The organism is Melghirimyces profundicolus (assembly GCF_003054245.1).
In the GTDB taxonomy this organism is placed as follows: Bacteria; Bacillota; Bacilli; order Thermoactinomycetales; family DSM-45169; genus Melghirimyces; species Melghirimyces profundicolus.
In genome coordinates this window covers 183,898-197,314 of sequence record NZ_QBKR01000002.1, presented here as the reverse complement: position 1 = coordinate 197,314, position 13,417 = coordinate 183,898, and the positions used below count along the sequence as shown (strand labels likewise).

The window sequence follows — 13,417 nt, the reverse complement described above, 5'->3', positions numbered from 1 at the left end:
CATGGAAAACGGCTGGACCACCGCTGCTTCGGAAGCGAAAGCGGCGGAAAAAAGTGCGATCAGGCGTCTGTTGAACGCTTATCTCCGGGAGTCGGGAATTCCGGATCCGCGGATCCGGTCCGGAGTGGAAGAGAGTACTCCGGAGGGAGGAGTTGTCGGCAACATTCCGGGGGAACCCTTCTCTTTGGATCTGAACGGAAAAAAACTGTACGGGTACCTGATCCATTATTCTCCCTCCGGCCATCATCGCTACGCGGACCTTCTCCGTGCGGACCGGGGAAAGGGGTGGGAACAGGTCACCACCGCCGTTGAGCTGGCCCGCTTCCTGCTCGAAGACGGCTTGCCAAACGAAGGCCCGGAACGGAAGAGGCTGGAGCGGTTTCTTGCCCAAGTTCGCAACAGTGTGGAAAAAACGGCCCTTTATCTGAGGAAAGAAGCGGAGCGCGGACATCCCCGGAGGGTGTGGCGGCCCGATCTGGGAGGAAAGGAAGCGGAACAGGCTCTGACAGCGGGGCATCCCTTTCATCCCACCCCGAAAAGCTCCGAGGGGTTCCAACCGGAGGACCTGAAGCAGTACGCCCCGGAAATGGGAGCGTCGTTCCGGCTTCATTATTTGGCCGTCCATCCCTCTCTGTTGGAGGAAGAGCGGTTGCCCGGCTGGGAGGGGGAGCCGGTTCCGGATGAAGTCCGGGAGTCGGCGTCCGGCCGGTTGAATGCCGGACAGCGGGATTTCGGCCTTCTCCCCCTGCACCCCTGGCAAGCCCGCCATCTCCTGCAACAACCGTGGTTCAGCGAGCGGGTCCGGGAAGGGAGCCTCGTGGATCTGGGCCCCCTCGGGGAACCCGTCTACCCCACCTCATCCGTCCGGACGGTATGCCATCCCGGGCGGTTGAAAGCGTGGAAACTCCCCCTTCGCGTCCGGATCACCCATTTTTTCCGGACCAACCCGCCCGAACACATCCGAAGGACCCTGGACGCGGGGGTTTACGTCTCCCGGTGCCGGCGCGGGTGGAGCGACCCGGGCTTTGGCGTGCTCCTGGATTGGGGTTGCCGCCGGATCGGAGCCCGCGCGGAAGATACGGCGGTATTGTTCCGGGAGCACCCTTTTCCGGAGCCGGGCCCTACCCCGTGGGTCGTCGCCTCACTTCTGGAAGAACGGCAGGGGGAAGAGCCGTGGCTGGTCCAAATCGTCCGCCGGGCCGGCGGTGGAAAAAAGGGACCCCTCTCCCCGGCTTGGGTCCGGAAGTGGCTGAAGGCCTATCTCCGGATCGCCTTCAAACCGGTCCTTCACACATGGATCCGTGACGGGATCAGCCTGGAAGCCCATGTGCAAAACTGCTTGGTGGAGGTGGAAGAGAACTGGCCGGTGCGGTTTTGGGTCCGCGACATGGAAGGGGTGAGTGTCAGCCGGGATCGGCTTCCCAAAGGAGCCCCGATTCCGCCGGAAAGTCCGGTGCTGTACGGGGATGAAGAAGCATGGAAACGGTTGAAGTATTATGCGGTGACCAACCACTTGGGCCACTTGATCCACGTCCTCGCGTTTCACGGGGGCATAAAGGAGCAGCGATTGTGGGGTGACTTCCGTGATTCCTTGATCGAATGGCGGAAGGAATGGACGGAGGATGCAGCACGGTATGTGGATGATCTGCTCCACCACCCCCATCTTCCCGCCAAAGCCAATCTGGTCAGCCGCCTCCACGAACGGGGCGAGCGCCCCGATTACGTCATGATTCCCAATCCGATCCGGGAGGTGAACGGTCGTGACGTTGAAACGGACCGACACTGAGGAAATGGAAATCACCTGGCGGGCCCTTCGATCGGAAGAAGCGGCAGGGGTTCGCCGCCGTCTGATCCGCCAGCTGGTGGAGACCCTCCTCTATGAAGGGGTGCTCTCTTCCTCCGAAGTGGAACGGGAGGGAGAAAAGCGCTTCGAGTGGGAAGGGAGAGACCGGACCGGGAAGCCGGTACATTACTGGTGCCGGGGGGAGCGTCGTTTCTCTTTTGACCGGATCCGGCTGGTGTCCCCCCTTTACCGTGAAGGCCGGGAGGCAGTCTCCCTTTCCCGGTTCCTGGAAGAAATCGGGGAGGTGTGCGGGGCTGATGGGGAGCAGTTGAACCACTTCACGAGGGAACTGGAGGAGACGCTGGTCAAAGACACCCTCTGCCAATATCTCCGGCGGAGGGAAGGGCGAACCCTCTTGGGCAAGGGTTACGACGAGCTGGAAGGGGAGCTGATGGACGGTCATCCCTATCACCCTTCCTACAAATCGCGGATCGGGTTCAGCCTGTCGGACCATTTGGCCTACGGCCCGGAATTCCTTCCGGAAATCCGGCCGGTCTGGCTGGCAGTCCGGCGGGAAGAAGCGCGTTTGGCCGTATCCGAATCCATATCCCCGCCAAAGCAGGTGGAGGCACTGGCGGGAACCGCAGTGAAACGGCGGCTCCGGGAGGCTGCCAAGGACGCGGGCGCGGACCCCGTGGAATACCTCCCGATCCCCGTTCACCCCTGGCAGTGGCGCAACGTGATCGCCGTCCATTACCAGAGGGCCCTGGAGACGGGGGAGATTCTGTTCCTGGGTCCCTCGGAAGACGGTTACCGCCCCCAACAATCGATCCGGACGCTGGCGAACGTGACCTGTCCCGAAAGGTGGTCCCTCAAGGTCTCCCTCAGCATTCTCAATACCTCCACCTCCCGGGTGCTGGCCCCCCACACAGTCGAAAATGCACCGAAGATCACGGACTGGCTCCGGGGGATATGGCAGAAGGACCGCTATTTACGGGAAGAATGCCGTCTGATCCTGCTCGGTGAGGTGGCGGGAGCCGCATGGGACGGTCCGGTTCCGGCCCCCCTGGCGGACCGGACCTACGGGGCTTTCAGCGCCATCTGGAGGGAAAGCCTGCACCGCTATCTCCGTCCGGAGGAAGAGGCGGTGCCCTACAACGGCCTGTGCCAGCGGGACACCGACGGAACGCCGCTCATCGATCCCTGGGTCCGGCAGCTGGGGGTGGAAACCTGGACCCGCCGCCTGCTGGAGGTGTCCCTGCCGCCGATTCTTCACTTGTTGTACGCCCACGGGATCGGAATGGAAGCCCACGCCCAGAACATGGTGCTGATCCACCGGAAGGGGGTGCCGGAACGGATCGCCCTGAAGGATTTTCACGACGGGATCCGTTTTTCGGCGGACCATCTGACCGATCCCGGCAACCGGCCCGATTTGACCGCGACACCGGAGTCTCACGCCCGGATCAACCGAAACTCTTTTATTGAGACCGAAGATCCCCGTCAGGTGTCGGATTTTATGTTGGATGCCTTCTTCTTCGTGAACCTGGGGGAACTGGCGATGTTTTTGCAGGATGTTTACGGCCTGGCGGAACGGCGGTTTTGGGAGATGGCACGGGAGATCGTGGGTGGCTACATGGAACGGTTTGACTGCTTGACGCCCCGCTTCCGGATCTTCGATCTGTTGGCACCCCGGGTGGAAGTGGAACAGTTGACCAAGCGGCGCCTGTTTCCGGAGACGGAGCTCCGCGTCCACGAGGTCCGCAACCCGCTGGCCCGGGTTGCTTCCGGGGAGGGTTTGGTCCGTGTGGAAACCGAATGAACTGAAACGAAAGTTGGCAGAGGGAGAAAAGGTATGGGGATTGTTCTGTTCCATTCCGACTCCCCTCCACGTGGAGATGATCGCCTGTGCCGGCTATGATTTCGTCATAGTGGATACGGAGCATGCCTCCGTCAACCCGGAGACCCTGGAGAACATGATCCGGGCGGCGGAAGCCCGGGATCTGCCCGCGTTGGTCCGGGTTCCGAACCCTTCAGCTGGCCCGATTCTCAGGGCCCTGGACGCCGGAGCACGGGGGGTGGTGGTTCCCCACGTCCGCTGCCGCCGGGATGCGGAAGCGGCCTTGCAGGCGGCACGGTATTTCCCCGAGGGGATGCGGAGTCTCAACGGAGGCCGGGTGCCCGGGTTCGGGCGCTTGGACCTGGAAGAATATCTCCGGCCGGCCAACCGGGAGGTGATGGTTGTGCCCATGATCGAGGACCGTGAAGGGGTGGACCGGATCGATGAAATCCTGTCCGTGGACGGAGTGGACATGGTGCTGGAAGGAGCGGCGGACCTCTCCCAGTCCCTCGGCATTCCGTGGCAGACCCGCCATCCGGGGGTGAAGCAAGCCCTGGAAAGGATCCGGGAGGCGGCCGACCGTCACGGGGTTCCTTTCTGTGCCCTTCCGCGGGCCAAGCAGGATCTGCAGGAGTGGGAGAATCGGGGAGTCCGGGCCTTCGTTCTCGGAGAGGAGAGAGGGCTGGCCTTCCGGGCGTTGCGCTCCCATCTGGAGAGGATGAAAGAACAGACGGTGAAGGAGGGACGGGCATGAATCGGTTCCAACGATGGATCCAAGCCCGAAAGGCAGAAGACGGCGGACCCGTTTGCGCCCACCTGTATGACTTGGACCATCTGAAAACCCACACCCGGGCGATCGTTTCCTCCCTTCCGGGGCGGTTCCGGATGTATTACGCCATGAAAGCCAACTCCGAACCCCTTATCCTGGACACCCTCGTTTCCGTCGTCCACGGGTTCGAAACGGCTTCCCTGGGGGAAGTCCGGAAAGCGCGGACAGCGGGGAAAACCATCCCGGTGATCTTCGGGGGGCCCGGCAAGACCGACGAAGAGATGGAAGAAGCGGTCCGTCTCGGCGTGGAACGGATTCACGTGGAAAGCATTCAGGAGCTGAGGCGGGTGTCGTGGATCGCGGGACGGCTCGGGGTTCACATTCCCGTCCTGCTGCGTGTCAACCTGAAAGGTCCCTTTCCCTCGGCCACCCTCCACATGGCCGGCCGGCCGACCCAGTTCGGGATCGATGAAGAGGAGGTCCCGGAAGCCATCCGAATGGCCCGGGAGCTGGAAGGAGTGAATTTGGAGGGGTTCCATTTTCACTCCCTTTCCAACAATCTGGATGTGGAACGGCATCTCCGCCTGCTTCGCCTGTACATGGAGAAAGTGGCGGGATGGGAAAAGTTATTCGGCGTCCGGTCGAAAGTGATCAATGTGGGCGGGGGAATCGGGATCGATTTTGCCGACCCGGACGCTTCCTTCGATTGGGAAAGGTTCCTTCCCGGGTTGTCCGCGTTGGAACGGGAGCTCCCGGAGACGGTGGAAACGATTCAGTTTGAGTGCGGGCGGTACCTCACCGCTTCCTGCGGCGGCTATGCCGTGGAAGTGTTGGATCTGAAGCAGAATCACGGGAAAAACTACGCGGTGGTTCGGGGCGGGACCCATCATTTCCGGCTTCCCGCTTCCTGGCAGCACAGCCACCCCTTCGAGGTGGTTCCCGTCGATCGGTGGGATTACCCCTTCCCGAGAAAAGAATGGAAAGACACCGCCGTGACGGTAGTGGGCCAGCTCTGCACCCCCAAGGATGTGCTGGCCCGGGAAGCGGCCGTTTCCCGTCTGCGGATCGGGGATGTGCTCCTGTTCCGGTACACGGGGGCTTACGGTTGGTCTATTTCCCACCACGACTTTTTGAGCCACCCCCACCCCGACCAGGTTTATTTCCGTGAGCGTTCTCTCCAAGCGGAGGGGGGTGTGCAAAGATGACACCCCTGTCGAGTCTGAAACTGATGGAAGTCGATCGGATCCGGCTGCATGAATGCCATGAGGCCACAAGGCTGGAAGAGACCTGCCGTCGGATCCGGGACGACGGAGAGGTGAAAAACCCCATTATCGCGTTACCTTTGTCGGAGGGGGGGTGTCTGGTTCTTGACGGTGCTCACCGTTTCGCTTCCCTCCTTCGGCTGGGTTGCCGGAAAGCGCCGGTTCAGTTGGTGGATCCGAAGGATGTGGTTTTAAAAGCCTGGAGCCACCTGGTGAGCCGGGGAGAATGGCTGGATCGCCTTCGCTCCGATCCGAAGCTGTCGTGGACCACACATCCGCCGGAGGGCGTCCGCGGGATCCGCTGGATGACAGGGGAAGGAAGCAGCGGGTGGATTGTCCCGTCGGAGCGGAACCCTTCCCTGAAAGAGGAGTTGGAGGTCTGGCACCGGGTGGTCCTCTCCTACAGCATCGCCGGACCGGTTCGCCGGCTTCGGGCAAACGGGGAAACATCGCTGCCCGAGGGAAGCGTTCTGTTTGAACATCCGTCCCTGTCGGTTCACCAACTCCGCCGGCTGGGGGAAGCAGGGGAAATGCTCCCTGCAGGTGTGACCCGATTCACGGTCCGGGGCCGTCTCCTCAACCTGGGGGTCCCGCTTTCCTGGCTGTACGGGGAGGGACCCGGCGAATCGGAATGGGAAGCGCAGTGCCGAAGATGGGAGGATCGGATGCGACTCTACACGGAGAGTGTCTACCTCTGTGAAGCTTAAAGGCCCAGCCTTCATTGTGGATCATGGTAAAACACCCGAGCGAAGCCAACCCGTTGACGTCTGTCCACAGGCGTCAACTTTTTTTCAGTTATAAATGAAACAAATGAATCCCCTGATCAGAGCCCGCAGGTCTCAACCGAACGCCGGTGTTTTCCTTTTATGGGGGCAAGCCAGTCGAAGAAATAAGATTGACAAAAAGATGACAAAAGAGTACATTAATAAACACAAACTAACACAAATAATGATGAAAATGTGTTAGTTTGTGTTTGATTGAAAGGGAGACATGTCATGCTTTCAGCGGAACGGCGGCGTTTAATTCAGCAGAAGCTGGAATTGGAAGGGAACGTCAAAATCAGTGAGCTGGCCTCGGAATTCAACGTATCCGCTATGACGATCCGCAGGGATCTGGATCAATTGGAACGGGAGATGGACTTGCAGCGCACCCACGGCGGGGCGATTTTGAGTCCGTCCCATATGCGGGAATTTCCCCTGAAAGAGAAAGCCACCCGCAATGCGGCGGCGAAACGGGCCATCGCCGAAACAGCACTTTCGTTGGTCTCTTCGGGAGAAAGTCTCATCGTGGATGCGGGCTCCACCAATCACGCTTTTGCTCAGGGGTTGAAGCGGGTTCACGACCTTCTCTTGGTGACCAATGATGTGAAGATCGCATTGGAACTGGTGGATGAGGAGGGGATCCGGGTCATACTGACCGGAGGGGAACTGAAGCCGCAGGTTTACAGTCTGGAGGGGCCTTTCGGAGAATTCATGCTGAGTGAGTTGAATGTGGACATCGCTTTTATCGGGTGTGACGCCTTTGATTGGGAACGGGGAGCCCAGACCAACAGTTTGCCCAAAATCAAAATAAAAAAAGCCATGATGGAACAGGCTTCCCGCCGGGTGTTGATGGCAGATGCGAGTAAATTGCAACAGCGGGCGTTGGCCCGGTTTGCCGGTTTGAAGGATTTTGAGGTCATCGTAACCGATGACCGGATTCCGGAAGAGTTCCGGGAAGCCTGCATCGACTCGGGGGTGCAATTATTGACAGCCAATCAAAAGGCGGAAGATTAAGTCTTCGGAAAGGAGCCACCATGAAGATCGGGATTATCGCCGATGATTTGACGGGAGCCAATGCAACCGGGGTCCGCCTCTCCAAGCAGGGGTTCCGTACCGCTTCCATGGTGTTCGGTCTGATCCACCCCGAAGGGGATTACGATGTGGTTTCCGTGGATACGGACAGCCGATATGCGACCCCAGTGGAAGCCCGACGGCGGGTGACACAAACGGTCCATATTTTGCGTCAAGGCGGCACCCAGGTCTTCTGCAAACGGATTGACAGTACGTTTCGCGGGAACGTGGGGGCGGAGCTGGATGCGTTGTTGGATGTACTGGGGGAAGAAACCACCGCGGTAGTGGTTCCCTCCTTTCCGGATTCCGGACGGATCACCGTGGGGGGATATCTTTTGGTCAACGGGATTCCGCTGCAACGAACGGATGTGGCGAAGGACCCTGTGGCTCCCATCACCCGTTCCCACATCCCGACGTTACTGAAGGAACAAAGCCGACTCCCCGTCGGTTTCATCGAGATGGAGACGGTTTTGGAAGGAATGCCTGCAATCCACCGGACCCTGGTGAAGCAAATTCAAAAGGGAAACCGAATCATCGTCCTGGATGCCGTTACTGAAGAACAGATCGAGCAAATCGCGAAAGCGATGGGGCGGATTCAAAAACCTCTGGTCCCCGCGGACCCCGGCCCCCTTTCCGTCGCGTATATCAAGACCCATTTTCAATCGAGGCAAAAGGGTACCAAAGTATTGGTGACCGTGGGCAGCGTCACTCCGACCACGGGAAGACAGTTGGAACATTTCATGAAGGAGTGGGACTGCCGGCCGGTTTACGTGGCGCCCGAAGTGCTCACCATCGGATCGGACCGTCGGAATGAAGCGATGGAGCGGGCCATCGAAGAAGCTTTGGAGCGCAGTCGGCACTCGGATGTGATTCTCGTCACCACCCACCACCCGGAGCAGGGTTTGTTGGACTTGGCTGCTTTGGCCAAGGAACAGGGAACCTCGGAAGGATCCCTTGCGAAGAGCATCACCGATGGACTTGCGGGAATCTCCAGAAGAATCATCGAGAGAAGCCGGGGGGAAATCGGCGGCTGTTTTGCCAGCGGGGGAGACGTCACCGCTTCTCTGTTTGCAGCCACCGGGACCCGGGGGATCGAGCTCTTGGAAGAAATCCAACCGTTGATCGCCTATGGCCGCTTCATCGGGGGTTACCTCGACGGTATTCCCATTGTCACCAAAGGCGGCATGGCCGGAGATATACGGGCGATTGACGCAAGTGTCCGCCATCTGAAGATTGAACTCATCAAGAGAAAACAACCGATGAAGGAGTGGGAAGGTTGAAGAGACCGATCATCGCCATCTCGATGGGAGACCCGGCCGGCATCGGACCGGAAATCACGGTGAAGGCGCTGGATAAAAAAGAAATTTACGAGATTTGTCGCCCGCTTGTGGTGGGGAACCGCGAGGTGTTGAAACAGGCGATGGACTTCAGCGGGGTGCAACTGGAGATCCGGAAAGTGGAACACCCGGATGAAGGGGATTACCAGTACGGGACCATTGACCTTGTTCATATGGACAATGTAAAGACAGATGAATTAAAGCTCGGTGAAATCCAACCCATGGCGGGGAAAGCGGCTTACGACTACTTTATGAAAGCCGGCCGTTGGGCTCATGAGGGAATCGTGGATGCGGTGGCCACGACACCGATTAACAAGGAGTCCCTGCAGGCAGCCAAGGTTCCTTTCATCGATCACACGGCCATGCTCGCCCATATTTCCGGAGTGAAAGATCCGTTGACGATGTTTGAAGTCCACGACCTTCGGATTTTTTTCCTCACCCGCCACCTCTCCCTGAAAGAGGCCATCGGCATTATCACGGTCGAGCGGGTGCATGACTATTTGAAGCGTTGTGACGAAGCCTTGAAAAAATTGGGCCTCAGCCGACGGAAATTGGCGGTGGCCGCCCTCAACCCCCATGCGGGAGAACAGGGCCTGTTCGGAAACGAAGAAATGGAGATTCTTGCCCCTGGGATTGAGAAAGCACGGGGGGAAGGACTGGATGTCGTCGGTCCGGTTCCGGCGGATTCCGTTTTTCATCAGGCCTTGCACGGAAAGTACGATGCTGTTCTTTCCCTGTATCACGATCAGGGCCATATCGCGGCTAAGATGGCGGATTTTGAACGGACGGTTTCCATTACCAACGGACTGCCTTTTCTTCGCACTTCCGTCGATCACGGGACCGCCCTGGATATCGCCGGGAAGGGTATTGCCAGTTCAGTCAGCATGGAGGAATGCATTAAAGCGGCGGCGAAGTATGCCCCTCATTTTACTCAAATCAGCTGACAGGAGGGTTTCATCATGGACGGTTCGGCAGGGCTGATAATTCTCGGGCTTCTTTTGGGAATGGGAATACTGATCTTCCTTGTGTTAAAAACCAAGGTTCACGCTTTTCCCGCATTGATCATCGCCGCTTCGGTGACAGGTTTGGTCGGGGGGATGGCTCCCCCGGCCGTCATTGAAGCGATTACCATGGGATTCGGAAATACACTGGGGTCCATCGGACTGGTGATCGGCTTCGGGGTGATGATGGGCCGCATCCTGGAAGTTTCCGGTGCGGGGGAACGGTTGGCTTTCAGTTTCCTCAAGTGGTTGGGCAAAAAGAAAGAAGAATGGGCATTGGCTTTGACAGGATACGTGGTCTCCATTCCCATTTTTGTCGACTCGGCCTTTGTCATTTTAACCCCGATTGCGAAAGCGCTTTCTTCCAGAACGGGAAAATCCGTTGTCGGGTTGGGGGTGGCCCTGGGAATCGGGCTGACCGCCACCCACCATGCGGTTCCCCCGACACCGGGTCCCTTGGGGGTCGCGGGCATCTTCAAAGTGGATGTCGGATTGATGATGCTGTGGGGATTGATCTTTGGCATACCGGTGATCATGACCGGCGTCTTTTACGGCAAATGGGTGGGTAAAAAGATATATCAGCTGCCCGATGAAGAAGGAACGGGATGGGTTCGTCCCGAACATCCCCGAACGTTCCGCGAGTTTGTGGAGATGGAAGAAAAAAAGAACTTGCCGTCTCTTTGGATTTCACTATTGCCCATATTCGTTCCCCTCATCCTCATCCTGATCAATACAGTGTTGACGGCGCTTGATAGGAAAGGCGGGGTGGTGGATTATTTTCTCTTTCTCGGATCCCCGGTCATCGCCGTGGGCATCGGGCTGTTGATCGCCGTCTACGGTCTGTTCGGTCATCTTCGCCGTTCGGAAGCCTTGGAACGGATGGAAGAAGGAATTCAATCAGCGGGGATCATTCTGTTGGTCACCGGTGCGGGGGGCGCGCTGGGGAATGTCCTTCGGGAAAGCGGAGCCGGCGAGGAAATCGCCAAACTGGTGGCCCAAGCGCCGTTGCCCGCGATTCTGCTCCCGTTTTTCATTTCCACACTGGTCCGTCTCATCCAGGGAAGCGGAACCGTCGCCATGATTACGGCAGCCTCCATCTCCGCCCCCATCATCGTCCACCTGGACATCAACATGGTGCTGGCCGCACAAGGTGCCGCTCTGGGCTCGATGATGTTTTCGCACTTCAATGACAGTATGTTCTGGGTGGCCAACCGGATGTTGGGGATCAAAAACGTGAAGGAACAGCTCTGGACCTGGTCGGTTCCCACCACTTTGGCCTGGGCGGTGTCCTTGGTCATGCTTCTGTTGGCGAATGGGATCGTGGGTTGAAAATATTGTATAAGAGCACGCCCTCCTGTTGCCGGGAGGGTATTTTTTGGAGGGGGGGGGTTCACTGTCGTCATCTTGTCGCAGAAAGGTTTTAAAATTATTATATCTCATGGGGGGCATTGACACGGTTGTCGTCCGTGTTTAGAATATCAGCATTCCTTCAATTGAATACAAGCGATGCATCCACTCGTATAATCCTGGAAATATGGTCCGGAAGTTTCTACCAAACTACCGTAAATAGTTTGACTACGAGGGGATTAGAGTCGTGCTTTCACCCGCCCGGCCGGAAAAGGGTCCGGATACTGAGCGGTGACATCTGTGTGCAAACTCTAATTTTTCTCCTCTGCGTCAACTCCAGGATGAGCCTGGAGTTTTTTATTTTTATTAGAGGAGGGGAAGTTTGATGGTTTTCGATCCATCGGGATTAAAAAAACGGATTGATGTGGCAAGTAAAAGAATTCCTGCTGATATCGTGATCAAAAATGGAAAAATTATAGATGTGTTTAATCGGGAAGTGATGGAAGGGGATATTGCCATCGCAGACGGCTTTTTCGTCGGGATTGGCGAATTTGAAGGCAAACAGGTCATTGATGCGGCCAACCGTTATGTCTCTCCCTCGTTTATCGATGGTCATGTGCATATTGAATCGGCGATGGTCCCGCCGAGTGAATTTGCCAAAGTCGTCCTGCCGCACGGGGTCACGACGGTCATGACGGATCCTCACGAAATCGCGAATGTGTCCGGAACAGACGGACTTCAATTTATGATGGATGATGCCGAAAATATCCCGATGGACATTTTTTTTATGCTGCCGTCAAGCGTTCCCGCCACACCGTTTGAAAATGCCGGAGCCGAGCTGACGGCGGAAGACCTTGAACCTTTTTATCAGCATAAAAGGGTGAAGGGGTTGGCTGAAGTGATGGATTATCCATCGGTTTTAAACGCTGAGGATGGAATGATGGACAAGCTGGCAAGGGCCGCAAAGCATCGCAGCCATATTGACGGTCATGCTGCCGGTTTGGACGCTGCTGCCGTAAATGTTTACCGCGCGGCTGGAATTGGCACGGACCATGAATGTAGCACGGCTTCTGAAGCGAAGGACCGTTTACGGCGCGGGATGCACCTTCTTTTGCGGGAAGGGTCCGCAGCCAAAGACCTTAAGGCGCTGCTGCCGGTTGTCAATGAACGGAACGCGCACCGTTGTCTTTTTTGCACCGATGATAAGCATTTGGATGATTTAATCGCAGAAGGCAGCATTGATCATAATGTCCGCTTGGCGATTCAAGAAGGGCTTGACCCGTTGTTAGCGGTTCAGATGGCTTCACTGAATGCAGCGGAATGCTATGGTTTAAACGAAAAAGGAGCGATCGCCCCGGGCTATGAAGCGGACTTTTTACTATTGGATGACTTGGATCAGGTCACCATCAGTGAGGTTTATAAATCAGGGAAGCTTGTTGCTGAACAGGGAAAATACGTCGGGGAAGACTTGAATCCGGTAACTCCGCCGCCGCCGATAACCCATACCGTTCAGATTCCGGAAATTCGGGCAGAACAGTTGCAAATTCCGATCGGAACAACCGAACAGGCCCATGTTATCGGGATTAACCCCAATAGCCTGGTGACGGAAAAGTTGATTGAAAAAGTGGATGTGGAAGCCGGAGTCTTCCAGCCTTCAGTGAACCGCGACCAGCTTAAATTAGCGGTGGTGGAGAGGCATCATGGCACCGGGAATATCGGCTTGGGGATTGTCAAAGGTCTTGGTTTGACCCACGGCGCCATTGCATCCACGGTCGCTCACGACTCCCATAATCTCGTTGCGGCGGGGACGAATGATCGGGACATGGTGAAAGCGGTTGATGCCATCCGCGCCATGAACGGCGGATTGGTCGTCGTACGAGGCGGCGAAGTGCAGGCCGCGCTGCCGCTGCCAATTGCAGGTCTGATGTCAGATCAAGACAGTGACACCGTGAATGCCGGGCTTGAACAGATCGACGCCGCATTGTCAGAATCCGGTTTTTCGGGAGCCTTCAATCCTTTTTTAACTTTGTCCTTTTTGACACTGCCGGTCATTCCTGAACTCAAGTTGACCGATGTCGGACTGTTTGATGTTGAGACCTTTCAACACATTGAGGCAGGGGTGCCGGGGCTTGTGAACACAACTTAAAAAAGGGGCCAGGCCCTGTGAACAACATTCGGTCACAGGGCCTGACCCCCTTCTCCTTGATTTTTATTCGAGTTCGATCTCAAAAACAACGATGAGGTGTACA

At 57.3% G+C, this 13,417-nt stretch carries 10 protein-coding genes and 1 riboswitch; all 10 genes read left to right on the top strand.

The window, feature by feature from the left end; genetic code table 11:
• Position 1 precedes the first annotated feature (1 nt).
• The 10 genes from C8P63_RS02425 (at position 2) to ade (ending at position 13,314) form a co-directional block, all read left to right on the top strand.
• Positions 2 to 1,786 carry an IucA/IucC family protein gene (locus C8P63_RS02425; RefSeq protein WP_108021742.1) on the top strand — a complete coding sequence of 595 codons (1,785 nt, stop codon included), beginning with the start codon at positions 2 to 4 and terminating at the stop codon, positions 1,784 to 1,786.
• On the top strand, positions 1,761 to 3,602 hold the full coding sequence (locus C8P63_RS02420; protein WP_245920633.1) for an IucA/IucC family protein: 1,842 nt from the start codon (positions 1,761 to 1,763) through the stop codon (positions 3,600 to 3,602). Before C8P63_RS02425 ends, C8P63_RS02420 begins: the two co-directional genes overlap by 26 nt.
• On the top strand, positions 3,586 to 4,374 hold the full coding sequence (locus C8P63_RS02415) for an HpcH/HpaI aldolase family protein (RefSeq protein ID WP_108021741.1): 789 nt from the start codon (positions 3,586 to 3,588) through the stop codon (positions 4,372 to 4,374). Before C8P63_RS02420 ends, C8P63_RS02415 begins: the two co-directional genes overlap by 17 nt.
• A complete protein-coding gene (locus C8P63_RS02410) occupies positions 4,371 to 5,594 on the top strand; it encodes a type III PLP-dependent enzyme (protein ID WP_108021740.1) in 1,224 nt (407 codons plus the stop codon). Before C8P63_RS02415 ends, C8P63_RS02410 begins: the two co-directional genes overlap by 4 nt.
• Positions 5,591 to 6,358: a ParB N-terminal domain-containing protein gene (locus tag C8P63_RS02405; RefSeq protein ID WP_108021739.1), complete on the top strand. Its 768-nt coding sequence runs from the start codon at positions 5,591 to 5,593 to the stop codon at positions 6,356 to 6,358. The genes C8P63_RS02410 and C8P63_RS02405 overlap by 4 nt, the downstream gene beginning before the upstream one ends.
• Positions 6,359 to 6,646: 288 nt before the next feature.
• A complete protein-coding gene (locus tag C8P63_RS02400; RefSeq protein ID WP_108021738.1) occupies positions 6,647 to 7,426 on the top strand; it encodes a DeoR/GlpR family DNA-binding transcription regulator in 780 nt (259 codons plus the stop codon).
• Positions 7,427 to 7,446: 20 nt separating this feature from the next.
• Complete coding sequence (locus tag C8P63_RS02395; protein ID WP_108021737.1) at positions 7,447 to 8,763, top strand: four-carbon acid sugar kinase family protein; 1,317 nt, start codon at positions 7,447 to 7,449, stop codon at positions 8,761 to 8,763.
• Complete coding sequence (pdxA, locus tag C8P63_RS02390) at positions 8,751 to 9,764, top strand: 4-hydroxythreonine-4-phosphate dehydrogenase PdxA (RefSeq protein ID WP_425437222.1); 1,014 nt, start codon at positions 8,751 to 8,753, stop codon at positions 9,762 to 9,764. Before C8P63_RS02395 ends, pdxA begins: the two co-directional genes overlap by 13 nt.
• Positions 9,765 to 9,779: 15 nt before the next feature.
• Entirely contained in the window at positions 9,780 to 11,150 is a 1,371-nt protein-coding gene (locus C8P63_RS02385) for a GntP family permease (RefSeq protein WP_108021735.1), read from the top strand.
• A 167-nt stretch (positions 11,151 to 11,317) separates the two neighbouring features.
• Positions 11,318 to 11,419: riboswitch (purine riboswitch) on the top strand.
• Between the two features lie 134 nt (positions 11,420 to 11,553).
• Positions 11,554 to 13,314, top strand: coding sequence for an adenine deaminase (gene ade / locus C8P63_RS02380; RefSeq protein ID WP_108021734.1), 1,761 nt, complete (start codon positions 11,554 to 11,556; stop codon positions 13,312 to 13,314).
• Positions 13,315 to 13,417 lie beyond the last annotated feature (103 nt).